The following is a 14,611-nucleotide window of genomic DNA, read 5'->3' on the forward strand; positions in this document are numbered from 1 at the left end:
GTTGAGGGTCCGGTGCTCTGGGTACTCGGTGCTCTGGGCGTCGCCGCGGGTGATGGCGTGCTGACGTTCTGATGCCGTTTCGGCTCCGGCCCGCCGCGAGACCGTCAGGACAACGCTGCCGACGGCCCGCGCGGGGGCGAACGCGGGAGAACGGCCAGGAGAACATCGGAGCCGGGTGACCGGCCCCCGAAGGGGCCGGTCACCCGGCTCCCCGGTCGCGCGCGGTGCGCGGCCGGACACAGCTCGGCGCTGGCTGCTGGTGATGGCGCCTGGGATCAGCGCTCTTCTTCGGCGGCCGTCGCGTTGGTGCTGGTGGTGAGACGGCCGCTCTCGTCCTGTATCTCCACGGCGATCTTCTTGAGCTCCGGCTCGAACTTCCGGCCGTGGTGGGCGCAGAAGAGCAGCTCTCCGCCGCTGGCGAGTACGACGCGCAGGTAGGCCTGGGCGCCGCAGCGGTCGCAGCGGTCAGCCGCGGTGAGCGGGCTCGCAGGTGTCAGAACAGTAGTCACGTCGCCTCTTCTCTAGCTCGACGAGCTGTCGTACCAGGGTCAACATCCAACCAGGCCGAAAACGTTCCCGCTCGTGGCTTTTCTTCTCTGAGGATTCTGCTGTGTTGATGAGGAGGTGCCCCGGGCGTCGGTGGTTCATGCGTACCGAATCCCGGGATCCGCCCGTGCCTCGAACGTCCGATCGGGACCGGGGTCGAGGTCCGCGTAGCATAATCCTCTGCCGGGTTGGAGCATAAGCCCCGTCCCGGGCCCCGGTAGCCTGCATAACGGCAGTTCCGGAGCCTGTGCCGGACCCCACGATCCGCCAGGACCGGTGGTACCGGGAGGAGATGGCGCCCCCGGGGCCCACACCCGGGCGCGGTGCTTGTTCGCGCAGCGCGTACAAGCTGCGCGGGGCCGGCCCGTCGTGCTGTGCACCCGTCGCAGGGGCGCGAGCACACAGAGCGACGACTGTCGGTGCGGCGTGCTGCACTGGCGGTTGGTCCGGATGCGTCCGGATGTGACCGATGAGACAGAACTTCACCGAGGAGAGTGCCGCGTGAGTGCCGAAACGACCGTGCCGTCCGCGCTGCTGGCCGGCGACGACGGTTCCAACTACACCGCGCGGCACCTGCTCGTCCTGGAGGGCCTGGAGGCCGTCCGCAAGCGCCCCGGCATGTACATCGGCTCCACCGACAGCCGGGGCCTGATGCACTGCCTCTGGGAGATCATCGACAACTCGGTCGACGAGGCGCTGGGCGGCTACTGCGACCGCATCGAGGTCCTGCTGCACCCGGACTCCTCGGTGGAGGTCCGCGACAACGGCCGCGGCATCCCGGTCGACGTCGAGCCCAAGACCGGGCTGTCCGGCGTCGAGGTCGTGATGACCAAGCTGCACGCGGGCGGCAAGTTCGGCGGCGGCTCGTACGCGGCCTCCGGCGGTCTGCACGGCGTCGGCGCCTCGGTCGTCAACGCGCTCTCCGCCCGTCTGGACGTCGAGGTCGACCGCAGCGGCCACACCCACGCGATCAGCTTCCGCCGCGGCACCCCCGGCATCTTCACCGAGGCCAGCCCGGACGCGCCCTTCGAGCCCGCCAACGGCACGACCCGGACCCGCAAGGTGCCGAAGACCCGCACCGGCACCCGGATCCGCTACTGGGCCGACCGGCAGATCTTCCTCAAGGACGCCAAGCTCTCCCTGGAGCACCTGCACAACCGCGCCCGGCAGACGGCCTTCCTCGTCCCCGGTCTGACCATCGTCGTGCGTGACGAGCGGCTCACCGAGAGCGAGAAGGTCGAGGAGTCGGTCTTCCACTACGACGGCGGCATCGCCGAGTTCTGCGAGTTCCTGGCCCCCGACAAGCCGGTCAGCGACGTGGTGCGGCTGCAGGGCGAGGGCACCTTCAAGGAGACCGTGCCGGTCCTGGACGAGCTCGGCCACATGACCCCCACCGAGGTCACCCGCCACCTCGGGGTGGACATCGCGCTGCGCTGGGGTACCGGGTACGACACCACCCTGCGTTCCTTCGTCAACATCATCGCCACCCCCAAGGGCGGCACCCACGTCACCGGCTTCGAGCGCTCGCTGGCCAAGACCGTCAACGAGGTGCTGCGCGCCAGCAAGCTGCTGCGCGTCGCCGAGGACGACATCACCAAGGACGACGCCACCGAGGGCCTCACCGCCGTGGTCACCGTCCGGCTCGCCGAGCCGCAGTTCGAGGGCCAGACCAAGGAGGTGCTCGGCACCTCGGCGGCCAACCGGATCGTCGCGGCCGTCGTCGCCAAGGAGCTCAAGGCCTTCCTCACCTCGGCCAAGAAGGACCAGAAGCAGCAGGCCCGGTCCGTGCTGGAGAAGGTCGTGGCCGCCGCCCGCACCCGGGTCGCCGCCCGTCAGCACAAGGAGGCCCAGCGCCGCAAGACGGCGCTGGAGACCAGCTCGCTGCCCGCCAAGCTGGCGGACTGCCGCAGCGACGACGTCGACCGCAGCGAACTGTTCATCGTCGAGGGGGACTCCGCGCTCGGCACCGCCAAGCTCGCCCGCAACTCCGAGTTCCAGGCGCTGCTGCCGATCCGCGGCAAGATCCTCAATGTGCAGAAGGCCTCGGTGAGCGACATGCTCAAGAACGCCGAGTGCGCCGCGATCATCCAGGTGATAGGGGCCGGTTCGGGCCGCACCTTCGACATCGACCAGGCCCGCTACGGCCGGGTGATCTTCATGGCCGACGCCGACGTCGACGGCTCGCACATCCGCACCCTGCTGCTGACCCTCTTCCACCGGTACATGCGGCCGATGGTCGAGCAGGGCCGGGTCTTCGCCGCCGTCCCGCCGCTGCACCGGATCGAGCTCACCAACCCGAAGCGCGGCCAGGAGAAGTACCACTACACCTACTCCGACGCCGAGCTGCGCTCCACCCTGCTGGAGTTCCAGCGCAAGGGGCAGCGCTGGAAGGAGCCGGTGCAGCGGTACAAGGGTCTGGGCGAGATGGACGCCGACCAGCTGGCCGAGACCACCATGGACCCGCGCCACCGCACCCTGCGCCGGATCAACCTGGGCGACCTCGAGCAGGCCGAGCGGATCTTCGACCTGCTGATGGGCAACGACGTCGCCCCGCGCAAGGAGTTCATCGTGGACTCGGCGGCCACCCTGGACCGCTCCCGCATCGACGCCTGACCCGGCCGGGCGAAGGGCCCTCCACCCACGGGTGGAGGGCCCTTCGCCATCGGTTCCACCCGGGGTCCACCCCGGCTCCGATCAGCGGGGAGCGCCGGATCCGTAGCGTCGGAGAGGTCAGCAACAAGCCTCTCCTCGAGACGGAGAATCCGATGGGATCCCTCGCCAACCTCCTCGTGATCGTCGCGGTGGTGGTCCTGGTGGTCGGACGCCAGATGCGCGTCCAGCGACTGGACACCGAACGCCGCTTCTGGCTGCTCCCGCTGATCCTGGGTGTGCTCGCGCTGCGCGACCCGCAGATCATCGACCACCAGCACACCGCGCTGTCGGCCGCCCTGCTCGCCGCCGGACTGGTCACCACCCTCGGGATGGGGACGGTCTGGGGCTGGACCGTCCGGATCTGGCGGGCCGCCGACGGCAACGTCATGGTCAAGGGCACCAAGGCCACCCTGGCCGCCTGGGGCGGCATGCTCGCCGTCCGGATCGGCCTGTACGCGGCCGGCTCGGCCCTGGGCGTCCACCAGGCGGGCAGCTCGCTGATGCTCGGCATGGCGGTCCTGCTGCTGGTCCGCTCGCTCGTGGTCAACTGGAGGGCCCGGACGCTGGAGCCCGCGCGGGCGACCGCCGTACTGCACTGATCCGCCGCCGTGAGCACCGAGGAGGCAGCTTTGCCCGGGTGGTACTGGACCCGCTGGCAGTCCCGGGAGGGGCTGGAGCGCGAGGCCGAGAGCCGACCGCGGCGGGTCCTCACCGTGTTCGGCCGGGCCGTCCTGCTGGTCGTCATCGGGTGGGGGACCTTCTCCGGCGGCAAGTACGCGGGCTGGGCGGCAGCGGCAGCGGCCGCCGGGCTGGCCGCGGCCTTCGGGCTCTGCGCGGTGTACCTGCGGGTCAGCCGGGAACAGCACCCGGCGGCCTCCTACCTGCTGACCGCGGCCCTGATCGGGGCCGGTTGGCTCGCCAACTGGGGACTGGCCTACACGCTGGCCGACTTCCTCTGGATCGGGCTGGCCGTCACGGCGCTGATCCGGCTGCCGCCCGCGCCCGCGCTGCTCGCCGCGGCGGCCGCGCTGGGCTCGTACACGGCGGCCTCCCCGGCGAGTTGGCTCAGCGTCGCCGCCACCATCGGAGGGTCCGTCCTGGTCGGCGTCCTGCTGCGGCTGGACATCGAGGCGCGCGGCACCGCCCGTCGGCTGCTGGTCCAGGAGCGGGCCGTCCGGGCCGCCGAGGCGGAGAACGCGGCGCTTGCCGAACGGGCCAGGATCGCCCGGGAGATCCACGACGTGCTGGCCCACAGCCTCTCCGCGCAACTGGTCCACCTGGAGGCGGCCCGGCTGATGCTGGACGCCGGGACGGACCGCGCGCAGATCCGCGAACGGGTCGTCGCCGCACGGCGGATGGCGCAGGACGGGCTGGTCGAGACCCGGCAGGCGCTGTCCGCGCTGCGCGGGGAGTTCACGCCGGTCGGGGAGTTCCTGGTGGAACTGGCCGGGCGGGAGCGGGCCCGGCTCACCGTGACCGGCACGCCCCGGCCGCTGGCCGCCGAGGCCGGTCTGGCGGTGCGGCGCACGGCGCAGGAAGCGGTGACCAACGTCCGCAAGCACGCGCCGGGCGCCCACTGCTCGATCGAACTGCGCTACCTGGACGACGAGGTCGAGCTGGAGGTGCGCAACACCCGGGCGCCACGTGGCCAGTCGGCGGGTGAGCTGTCCTCCGGTGAACTGGCCGACAGCGGCAGCGGGTACGGTCTGCTGGGGATGCGCGAACGCGCGGAACTGCTCGGCGGCGCCCTGCTGGCGGGCCCGGACGACGGAGGGTGGCGGGTGTTGCTGCGGGTGCCGGCATGAACGGAGCGGTCACCAGGGTGTTGGTGGCGGACGACCAGACCGTGGTGCGCGAGGGCATCGTGATGCTGCTGGGACTGCTGCCCGGCATCGAGGTGGTCGGCGCGGCGGCGGACGGGGAGGAGGCCGTCACCCTGGTGGAGCGTCATCACCCGGACGTGGTGCTGATGGACCTGCGGATGCCGCGGGTGGACGGCGTCGAGGCCACCCGGCGGATCCGGGCCGCGTACCCGGGGACCGAGGTCGTGGTGCTCACCACCTACGCCGACGACGAATCGCTGTTCCCGGCGCTGCAGGCCGGAGCGCGCGGCTACCTCACCAAGGACGCCGGCGGCGAGGAGATCGCCAAGGCCATCGCGGACGTCCGCGCGGGTGCGGCCGGGCTCTCCCCGCAGGTCCAACTCCGTTTGCTGGAACGGCTTGCGGAGGGTCCGGCGCAGTCCGCGGCACCGAGCGCACCGAGCGCACCGAGCGCACCGAGCGCGTCGAGCCCGGAGCGGCCGGCCGCCAGGGGCGGGGAGCTTCCGGACGGGTTGACGGTGCGGGAGGCCGAGGTGCTCGCGCTGATCGCCGAGGGGCTCTCCAACGCGGAGATCGCCCAACGGCTGTTCGTCAGCCAGGCCACCGTGAAGACGCACATCAACAACCTGTTCGCCAAGACCGCGGTGCGGGACCGCGCGCAGGCGGTCGCGTACGCCTTCCGGCACGGAATCACCGGTACGCAGCAGTAGTCGGATGAGCGTCCGTCAGATGATCGATCACCTCATTGAGTGAACGTATCTGCGATGGTCAGGGACGGTGTCCGGCGGCCTCCATGATGGTTCGGGTCAGAACGCCCGCCCCGGCCCAGGAGCAGCAGTGCCACAGCAGCAGACCAGCAGTCCCGGCCAGGGGCAGCGATTCGACTGGTGGGCCGCTCCGGCCACCGCCACCGCTTCCGAGCCTGCTGCCGCCCCCCGCCGAACGGCCGTACCGGTCCAGCCGGTGCCCACCCGTCCGGCCGCCGCCCGGTCGGCCGCTCCCGAGCCGGTGGCCGCGCCGCTCGCCCCCACCGCCCGGCCGGCCGCTCCGGTCGGGCCGCCCGCCGTGCCGCCTCGGGTACCGGCCGCCGCGGCGCCGCCCGCCCCGGCCGTCGCGCCGCGGGAGCCGGCCCCGCCGGTGAGCACCACCGACAGCACCGAGGTCTACCGGAGCGTCCAGGCCAGCGCGGCCTTCCAGGACATCCGCCGCAGCTACCGCGCCTTCGTCTTCCCGGTCAGCGGCGCCTTCCTCGGCTGGTACCTGCTGTACGTCGCCGCCGAGGCCGCCGCGCCCGGCGCGATGCGCAGCCCGGTGGCCGGCCCGCTCAACGTGGCCTGGGTGCTCGGCCTGCTGCAGTTCGCCTCCACCTTCCTGCTCACCTGGCTCTACGCCCGCAACGCCCGGACCAAGCGCGACCGCGCCGCCCTGGGCCTGCGCTGGGACACCCAGGACCAGCTGCGGTGACGGCCACGACCGGCGTGCTGACCACCGCCACCCCGCCCCCCGTCGCCCCCGCCGGCCAGCACCACGGCCTGGCGATCGCGCTGTTCGCCGTGATCGTCCTGGTCACCCTGGGGATCACCCTCTGGGTCGGCCGCCAGGGCAGCGCCGCCGAGGACTTCTACGCCGGCGGGCGCGACTTCACCCCATTGCAGAACGGCTTCGCCCTCTCCGGCGACTACCTCTCCGCCGCCTCCTTCCTCGGCGTCGCCGGGCTGATCGCCCTGTACGGCTACGACGGCGTGCTCTACAGCATCGGCTTCCTGGTCGCCTGGCTCGTCGTGCTGATGCTGGTCGCCGAACTCGTCCGCAACGCCGGGCGGTACACCCTCGCCGACGTGCTCGCGCTGCGGCTGCGCCGCCGCAAGGTCCGGGCGGCGGCCGGCGGCGCCAGCGTCGTGGTCACCCTGCTCTACCTGGTCGCCCAGATGGTCGGCGCCGGCTCGCTGGTCGCCCTGCTGCTCGGCACCAACAGCGCCCAGGCCCGGACCTGGACCATCATCGCGGTCGGCGCCCTGATGATCGTCTACGTCACGATCGGCGGGATGCGGGCCACCACCTGGATCCAGATCGTCAAGGCGGTCCTGCTGATCGCCGGTTCGGTGCTGCTCACGGTGCTGCTGCTGGTCCGCTTCCACGGCGACCTGTTCGAGCTGATGCGCCAGGCCGCCCGGCACAGCGGCGCCGGACAGCGCTACCTCGAACCCGGGCTCAAGTACGGCGCCACCTTCACCAGCCGGCTGGACTTCTTCAGCCTCGGCCTGGCCCTGGTGCTCGGCACCGCGGGCCTGCCGCACATCCTGTCCCGCTTCTACACGGTGCCCACCGCGCGGGCCGCCCGCCGCTCCACGATGTGGGCGATCGGCCTGGTCGGCGGCTTCTACCTGATGGCCATCGCGCTCGGCCTGGGCGCCACCGCGCTGGTCGGCTCCGCCGAGGTGCGGCACGCCAACTCGGCCGGGAACACCGCCGTCCCGCTGCTCGCCCTGGTGCTCGGCGGCGGCAACGGCAGTACCGGCGGGGTGGTGCTGTTCGCGCTGATCTCGGCGATCGCCTTCGCCACCATCCTCGCCGTGGTCGCCGGGCTGACCCTGGCCTCCTCCGCCGCCTTCGCCCACGACATCTGGGCCGGCGCCTGGCGGGGCCGTCGGCGCCGCGTCGCCGCGGCGGGGACCCACCGCGGCGACGCGGAGGAGGAGGGCGCGGAGAACCCGAGCGAGCAGCAGGAGGTGGTGGTGGCCCGGTTCGCCGCCGCCGGGATCGGCGCGGCGGCGATCGTGATCAGCCTGTACGCCCAGCAGCTGAACGTCGCCTTCCTGGTCGGCCTGGCCTTCGCGGTGGCGGCCTCGTCCAACCTGCCGGTGCTGCTGTACAGCCTGTTCTGGTCGCGGTTCACCGCCCGGGGCGCGGTCTGGTCGGTGTACGGCGGGCTCGTCCCGGCGATCGTGCTGGTGTTCTTCTCGCCGGTGGTCTCCGGTACCAAGGTGGCGCTGTTCCCCGGCGTGGACTTCCACTGGTTCCCACTGGAGAACCCCGGGATCGTCTCCATCCCGCTCGGCTTCCTGGCCGGCTGGATCGGGACGCTCACCTCTCCCGAACCGGCCGACGCGGACCGCTTCGCCGAGCTGGAGGTGCGCGCCCTCACCGGTGCGGGCGCGGCCTAGGGTCGCGCCCCGGATCCGGGGGCGGTCAGGCCCGGGCGGCCAGCCCGTAGCGGTGCTCGGGGCGGCCGGTGTCGCCGTAGCGCAGGGTCAGCCGCAGCCGGCTGTCGCGTTCCAGCTGCTTGAGGTAGCGCTGGGCCGTCGAGCGGCTGAGCCCGGTTGCGTCGGCGACCTCCTGGGCGGACAGCGGCCGGCCCGCCCGGCGCAGCACGCCCAGCACCAGGTCGGTGGTGGGCGCGGAGTGGCCCTTCGGCAGCGTCCCGGCGGGTGCGGCGGCGCTGCGCAGGGTGGCGAACAGCCGGTCCACCTCGTCCTGGCCGGCCTCCCGGGCCGGTGCGGCCAGTGCGTGCCGCAGCTGGGCGTAGCAGACCAGCTTGTCCCGCAGTCCGCCGAAGGTGAAGGGCTTGACCAGGTACTGCAGGGCGCCGTGCTGCATCGCGGCGTGCACGGTGGAGACGTCCCGGGCGGCGGTCACCATCATCACGTCGCAGGTGACCTGGCGCTCCCGCAGCCGGCGGACCAGGGCCAGGCCGGTCTCGTCCGGCAGGTGGTGGTCCAGCAACAGGAGGTCCACCGGGCGGCGTTCCAGCGCGGCCAGGGCCTCCCCGGCCGAGTGGGCGGTGCCGGTGACCCGGAAGCCCGGCACCTTGGCCACGTACGCGGCGTGCACGTCCGCGACCCGGAAGTCGTCGTCCACCACGAGTACGTCGATCATCACGCCTCCACGAGCTGAGTGGTGAGCAGGGCCTCGGGCAGCTCGACGGTGAACCGGGCGCCGCCGAGCGGGCCGGTGTCGAGCACGATCCGGCCGCCGGTCCGTTCGACCAGCCGTCGCACCATCGCCAGGCCCAGCCCGCGCGGACGGTGCGCGGGCGCGTCCTTGCTGGTCCACCCCTCCTCGAAGACCTGCTCGCGCAGGTCCTCCGGGACGCCCGGGCCGCTGTCCGCGACCTGGAGCAGCAGGGTGGAGCCGGCCGCCGCCAGCGTCACCTCCAGCCGCCCGGCGCCGCTGGGCACCAGGGCGTCCACCGCGTTGTCGATCAGGTTGCCGAGCACCGTGACCAGCGCCCGGGCGTCCACCACCGCGTCCGGCAGGTGCGCCGCCGGGGCCAGCACCAGCCGCACCCCGCGCTCGCCGGCCACCGCCGTCTTGCCCGCCAGCAGCGCCGCCACGTGCGGGTCCTGCACCTGCTCGGCGATCCGGGCGGCGACCACGGCGTGCGAGCCGGACTGCTCCGAGATGAAGGCCACCGCCTGCTCGTGGCGGCCGAGTTCGAGCAGGCCGAGCAGGGTGTGCATCCGGTTGGCGTGCTCGTGGTCCTGGGCGCGCAGCGCCTCGGTCAGGCTGCGGGTGGTGTCCAGTTCGCGGACCAGTGACTCCAACTCGGTGCGGTCGCGCAGCGTCACCACGGCGCCTTCGGCGGTGGCCGTCCGGTTGACCACCAGCACCCGGTCGTCCCGGACGGCCGGCAGGTCGGTGCCGGTGATCCGCCCGGTCAGCACGTCGGCCAGCCGGCCCGGCGGCAGCACCGCGGCGATCGGGTGGCCGGTGCAGTCCTCGGGCAGGCCGAGCAGCCGCACGGCCTCGTCGTTGGCCAGCCGGATCCTGCCCCGCTCGTCCAGTGCCACCAGGCCCTCGCGGATGCCGTGCAGCATGGCCTCGCGCTCGACCAGCAGCGCGGAGATGTCGGCCAGCGCGATGTTGTGGGTGCGGCGCTTGAGCCGGCGGGCCAGCACCAGGGTGGCGAGGGTGCCGGCGGCCAGGCCGGCCGCGGCGCACAGCAGGATGCCGGTGAGCATCTTCAGCAGGCGGCGGCGGATCGAGTCGTCGCTGATCCCGACCGACACCTCGCCGACGATCCGGCCGTCCGCCGTTCGCAGCGGCACCTTGCCGCGGGCGGTGCGGCCGAGGGTGCCCTGCTGGATCGCGGTGACGCTGCGGCCGCTGAGCGCGGGCTCGGGGTCGGTGCTGACCCGGTGGCCGATCCGGGCCGGGTCGGTGTGCGAGAGGCGGATGCCGTCCAGGTCGGTGACCACGACGAAGCTGGCGCCGGTGGCGAGCCGGATCTGCTCGGCGTTGCGCTGCGCGGTGACGACGTCCCGGGCGTCGGCGGCCCGGGCGATGGTCTCGTCGGTGGCGGTGGCCTGGGCGATGGACAGCGCGCGCTGCATCGCGTCGTGGTCCAGTTCGTTGCTGACCGGGGCCAGGAACAGCCCGGCGGTCACGGCGGTGACGCCGACGGTGACGACGGTCTGGCTCAGCAGGAGCTGGGCGAAGACCCGGCGGGGCCAGTGGGGGAGCTTCATCCTGGCCTCCTCTCGTCGGGGGCGAGGTCCTTCAGGGGTGGAGTCGGGACACCCTATGTTTCCGATGTGTTTCTGTCAGCCCGCGTCCCCGCAGTTGTAGCGGAAGCAAAAGGAGCAGAACACCCCTCAAAGCGGAGAAGTCGCACTACGCGGAGAAGGCTCCCGCCGGGGCCCGGACCGCTCCTACCTTTCCGGGGCAAGCACTGACCCGGGAGGAATGAATGACCGATACCCCGGCGATCGAGCTGACCGGCGCGACGAAACGCTTCCGCACCCCCTCCGGTGCGCTGCACACCGCCGTCCGCGATCTCGATCTGACCGTCGCCCAGGGCGAGTTCGTCGCCGTCGTCGGCCCCACCGGCTGCGGCAAGTCCACCACGCTGACCCTGGTCAGCGGTCTGGAGGAGCCCACCGAGGGCGAGGTCCGGGTGTACGGCGAGCCCGTGCGGGGGATCGACCCCAAGGTCGGGTTCGTCTTCCAGCAGGACGCCGTCTTCCCCTGGCGGACCGTGCTGTCCAACGTGATGGCCGGGCCGCGCTTCCGCGGCGTGCCCGCCGCCGAGGCCCGGGAGCGGGCCCGGGACTGGCTTGCCCGGGTCGGCCTGGCCGCCTTCGAGGACCGCTACCCGCACCAGCTGTCCGGCGGCATGCGCAAGCGCGTCGCACTCGCCCAGACCTTCGTCAACGACCCGACCATCCTGCTGATGGACGAGCCGTTCTCGGCGCTGGACGTGCAGACCCGCGCCCTGATGTCAGACCAGCTGCTGGAGCTGTGGGCCGGAACGGGGTCTTCGGTGGTGTTCGTCACCCACGACCTGGACGAGGCCATCGCCCTCGCCGACCGGGTCGTCGTGATGACGGCCGGGCCGGCCACCGTCAAGGAGATCTTCCCCGTCGACCTGCCACGACCGCGCACCGTGGAGGCCGTCCGGCTGGAACCGAGGTTCGTCGAGCTGTACCGCGAGATCTGGGCCTCGCTCGGCGAAGAGGTGCGCATCACCCGGGAGAGAGGAGCGGGTCGTGCCGCTTGAGACCGCGTCCGAGACCGCTTCGACCGCCGCCGGGAAGCCCCCGGCCGTCACCAGCAGGACCGAGGCCCGCGAACGGGCCGCCCGCAACCGGAAGTTGACCGTCTACGCGGCCCGGATCGGGGTGCTGGTCGCCTTCCTCGGCCTGTGGGAGGTGTGCGCCCGCACCGAGGTCATCGACCCGTTCAACTTCTCGCAGCCGTCCAGGATCTGGGACCAGATCTGGCAGTGGATCACCCACGGCACCGCCCAGGGCTCGCTCGGCGAGCAGATCGGCTACACCCTGTACGAGGCGCTCACCGGCTGGGTGATCGGCGTGGTCGGCGGTGTGCTGCTGGGCATCGCGCTCGGCCGGATCCGGTTCCTGGCCGATGTGTTCGGGCCGTACATCAAGGTGCTCAACGCGATCCCGCGGATCGTGCTCGCCCCGATCTTCCTGATCTGGTTCGGCCTCGGCCCGGCCTCCAAGGTCGCCTCCGCGGTGGTGCTGGTGTTCTTCCCGGTGTTCTTCAACGCCTTCCAGGGTGCCCGCGAGGTGGACCGCAACCTGGTCGCCAACGCCCGCATCCTGGGCGCCGACAACCGCAGGGTCACGCTCCAGGTGGTCATCCCCGCCGCCACCACCTGGATCTTCACCAGCCTGCACGTCAGCTTCGGCTTCGCGCTGATCGGCGCGATCGTCGGCGAGTACATCGGCGCCACCAAGGGCCTCGGCCTGCTGGTCGCCGCAGCCCAGGGCACCTTCAACGCGGCCGGGGTGTACGCCGCCATGACCATCCTCGCCGTCGTCGCGCTGCTCACCGAGGGGCTGCTGACCTTCGCCGAGAAGAGACTCTTCCGCTGGAAGCCCGCCGACGCGGGCGACGGCCGCTGAACTCCCCCCGCCCGTACGTACCGAGAGGTTCCCCCACGATGCGCCCGAACCCGACGAGCAGAGCCGTCACTGCCGTCCTCGCCGCCGCCCTGCTCGTCCCGCTCTCCGCCTGCGCCAACGACGCCGCCACCTCGACCCACGGTGCCGCGCCGGCCGGGCAGCAGGTCGACGGCCCCAAGGTCAAGATCATGGTCGGCGGCCTGGACAAGGTCATCTACCTGCCCGCGATGCTCACCCAGCGGCTCGGCTACTTCGCCGAGGCCGGCGTCAACGTCGAACTGCTCACCGAGCCGGCCGGCGTCAACGCCACCACCGCGCTGCTGGCCGGCGACGTCCAGGGCGCCGTCGGCTTCTACGACCACACCATCGACCTTCAGGCCAAGGGCAAGCACGTCGAGTCCGTGGTCCAGTTCGCCCAGGCCCCCGGCGAGGTCGAACTGGTCTCCACCAAGCAGGCGGACGCCATCAGGTCCGGCGCCGACTTCAAGGGCAGGAAGCTCGGCGTCACCAGCATCGGCTCCTCCACCGACTTTCTCACCAAGTACCTCGCGGTCAAGAACGGCGCCTCCGTCAGCGAGTTCAGCCCGATCGCGGTCGGCGCCGGCCAGACCTTCATCGCCGCCCTCCAACAGGGCAGCATCGACGCCGGGATGACCACCGACCCGACCGTCGCCACCGTCCTCGACAAGGGCCTCGGCAAGATCCTCTACGACATGCGCACCCCCGAGGGCTCGCGCCAGGCGCTCGGCGGGCTCTACCCGTCGTCCTCGCTGTACATGAACACCGAGTGGGTCGAGAAGAACAAGGACACCACCCAGAAGCTCACCAACGCCTTCGTCAAGACCCTCAAGTGGATGTCCACCCACAGCCCCGAGGAGATCGCCGCGAAGATGCCCGCCGACTACGCGCAGGGCGGCGCCGAGCAGTACGCGGCGGCGATCAAGTCCACCCTGCCGATGTTCACCACCGACGGGGTGATGCCCGCCGACGGGCCGAAGACCGTGCTCGCGGTGCTCGCCGCCTTCCACCCGGACGTCAAGGGCAAGGAGGGGACGATCGACCTGTCCAAGACCTACACCACGGAGTTCGTCGGCAAGGCCGCCGGCTGACGCTCCGCCGCCGCGGTCCCGCGCTCACCCCCACGGGCGCGGGGCCTCCGTGGTGTTCGGGCCCCCGTCCCCCGTCCTGTTCAGACCCCCCGGACGGAGAGCACCTCCATCCGGGACGGCGTCCCCGCCGCCTTGCCGCAGCTCTCCGGACGGGCCGGCTCGCTCACCGACTCGATCACGTCCACCTCCCAGGCCCGCCCGTCCCGGTGGATCACCGCCACCAGCCAGCGGCCCGGGCCGTCCGGCCGCTGCGTCAGGGTCAGCGCGTCCACCCCGGTCTCGCCGATCGCCAGCCGCACCGCGTGCTCGGCCGCCTGGCCCGGCCGCTCCCAGCCCGAGCAGCCCCGGGACCACTCCGGCACCATGTGCCCGGCGGCCGTCGCGGCCAGCACCTCCTTGGCGCTCTCCGACGTCAGCCGCCCGTACGCGTAGCCGTACGGCAGCACCAGCATCGTGGGGGAGAAGCGGTGCCCGCCCAGGTGGGTGACCTCCCACACCTCGCTGTGCCCGGCCGCCGCCAGCTCCGCGGCCAGCGGACGGCCCAGCAGCGCGCAGCAGCGGTCCCGGCGGCCGTTGGTGCACACCAGCGCCAGCGGGCCGCCGACGTGCTCCACCCCGAAACCCCCGCGGTCACCGGCGCCCAGCGCGGCGAAGTCCAGCTCCAGCAGCTCCGCCGGGTCCGTCACCTGCGCCCGGCGGACCCAGCCGCGGCCCGGCACCGTGTGCGCCACGACCACCTCGTGCCGCGCCGTCGGCAGGCAGTCCGCGTGCCGGCCCGGCCGCCGGATCAGGGCCACCCGTACGCCGGTGCCCGCCGCGGCGGCCTCCAGCGCGCGCCCGACCGCCCGGTCCAGGTGGCTCTCGCCCAATGCCTTCGCACCCCACGGGCCGCTCTGCTCCAGCAGCAGCCAGGTGGTCGCCACCGCCGCCGTGGCGGTCAGCGGCTCCGAAAGTTCACGCGAGAGGGTCGCACAGGTGCTCACCCGGGCAAGGCTACCCTCAGCGCCCCGGTCCGGTCCGGGCGCCGGAAGGGGGCCCTCGCCGGGGCCGGCGCCCAGGGCGCCGGAAGGGGCCCCGGACGCGCCGGAGGGCGGGGCACCCGCAGGCACCC

13 protein-coding genes are annotated in these 14,611 nt (G+C 72.6%); 9 read left to right on the forward strand and 4 right to left on the reverse strand.

The genetic code is table 11. The annotated features are described in order from the left end of the window. Nucleotides 1-275 precede the first annotated feature (275 nt). Complete coding sequence (locus ABTY61_RS27715; protein ID WP_350507806.1) at nucleotides 276-509, reverse strand: DUF7455 domain-containing protein; 234 nt, start codon at nucleotides 507-509, stop codon at nucleotides 276-278. Nucleotides 510-1,047: 538 nt separating this feature from the next. Between ABTY61_RS27715 and ABTY61_RS27720 the strand changes: the two genes are divergently transcribed. From ABTY61_RS27720 to ABTY61_RS27745, 6 genes are all read left to right on the forward strand, one after another. Further along, a complete protein-coding gene (locus ABTY61_RS27720) occupies nucleotides 1,048-3,159 on the forward strand; it encodes a DNA gyrase/topoisomerase IV subunit B (protein ID WP_350507807.1) in 2,112 nt (703 codons plus the stop codon). A 152-nt stretch (nucleotides 3,160-3,311) separates the two neighbouring features. Then, nucleotides 3,312-3,797, forward strand: a complete 486-nt coding sequence (locus ABTY61_RS27725; RefSeq protein ID WP_350507808.1) for a DUF1453 domain-containing protein — start codon at nucleotides 3,312-3,314, stop codon at nucleotides 3,795-3,797. A gap of 30 nt (nucleotides 3,798-3,827) precedes the next feature. Beyond that, nucleotides 3,828-5,003 (forward strand): sensor histidine kinase, encoded by a 1,176-nt coding sequence (locus ABTY61_RS27730; protein ID WP_350507809.1) that lies wholly within the window; start codon nucleotides 3,828-3,830, stop codon nucleotides 5,001-5,003. Beyond that, the gene (locus tag ABTY61_RS27735) at nucleotides 5,000-5,731 is read left to right on the forward strand and encodes a response regulator (protein WP_350507810.1); all 732 of its coding nucleotides are present in this window, start codon (nucleotides 5,000-5,002) and stop codon (nucleotides 5,729-5,731) included. Before ABTY61_RS27730 ends, ABTY61_RS27735 begins: the two co-directional genes overlap by 4 nt. Nucleotides 5,732-5,858: 127 nt before the next feature. Continuing rightward, nucleotides 5,859-6,485 (forward strand): DUF485 domain-containing protein, encoded by a 627-nt coding sequence (locus ABTY61_RS27740; protein WP_502895444.1) that lies wholly within the window; start codon nucleotides 5,859-5,861, stop codon nucleotides 6,483-6,485. Further along, on the forward strand, nucleotides 6,482-8,185 hold the full coding sequence (locus tag ABTY61_RS27745; RefSeq protein ID WP_502895445.1) for a monocarboxylic acid transporter: 1,704 nt from the start codon (nucleotides 6,482-6,484) through the stop codon (nucleotides 8,183-8,185). Before ABTY61_RS27740 ends, ABTY61_RS27745 begins: the two co-directional genes overlap by 4 nt. A gap of 25 nt (nucleotides 8,186-8,210) precedes the next feature. On the opposite strand, the gene ABTY61_RS27750 is transcribed toward ABTY61_RS27745, so the two are convergent. Continuing rightward, nucleotides 8,211-8,897: a response regulator gene (locus ABTY61_RS27750; RefSeq protein ID WP_350507811.1), complete on the reverse strand. Its 687-nt coding sequence runs from the start codon at nucleotides 8,895-8,897 to the stop codon at nucleotides 8,211-8,213. Next, nucleotides 8,897-10,489 (reverse strand): sensor histidine kinase, encoded by a 1,593-nt coding sequence (locus ABTY61_RS27755; RefSeq protein ID WP_350507812.1) that lies wholly within the window; start codon nucleotides 10,487-10,489, stop codon nucleotides 8,897-8,899. Before ABTY61_RS27755 ends, ABTY61_RS27750 begins: the two co-directional genes overlap by 1 nt. A 221-nt stretch (nucleotides 10,490-10,710) precedes the next feature. Here ABTY61_RS27755 and ABTY61_RS27760 point away from each other — a divergent pair, with 221 nt between their 5' ends. Genes ABTY61_RS27760 through ABTY61_RS27770 form a run of 3 tightly spaced genes read left to right on the forward strand, consistent with a single transcriptional unit; the run spans nucleotide 10,711 to nucleotide 13,500 of the window. Beyond that, nucleotides 10,711-11,520, forward strand: a complete 810-nt coding sequence (locus ABTY61_RS27760; RefSeq protein WP_350507813.1) for an ABC transporter ATP-binding protein — start codon at nucleotides 10,711-10,713, stop codon at nucleotides 11,518-11,520. Further along, nucleotides 11,510-12,391: an ABC transporter permease gene (locus ABTY61_RS27765; RefSeq protein ID WP_350507814.1), complete on the forward strand. Its 882-nt coding sequence runs from the start codon at nucleotides 11,510-11,512 to the stop codon at nucleotides 12,389-12,391. Before ABTY61_RS27760 ends, ABTY61_RS27765 begins: the two co-directional genes overlap by 11 nt. A gap of 38 nt (nucleotides 12,392-12,429) precedes the next feature. Further along, nucleotides 12,430-13,500, forward strand: coding sequence for an ABC transporter substrate-binding protein (locus ABTY61_RS27770; protein WP_350507815.1), 1,071 nt, complete (start codon nucleotides 12,430-12,432; stop codon nucleotides 13,498-13,500). A gap of 80 nt (nucleotides 13,501-13,580) precedes the next feature. Here the strand turns inward: ABTY61_RS27770 and ABTY61_RS27775 are convergent, their stop codons facing one another. Then, on the reverse strand, nucleotides 13,581-14,483 hold the full coding sequence (locus ABTY61_RS27775) for a ferredoxin family protein (RefSeq protein WP_350507816.1): 903 nt from the start codon (nucleotides 14,481-14,483) through the stop codon (nucleotides 13,581-13,583). Nucleotides 14,484-14,611 lie beyond the last annotated feature (128 nt).

The sequence above is a fragment of the Kitasatospora sp. NPDC096128 genome (genome assembly GCF_040303105.1).
In the GTDB taxonomy this organism is placed as follows: Bacteria; Actinomycetota; Actinomycetes; order Streptomycetales; family Streptomycetaceae; genus Kitasatospora.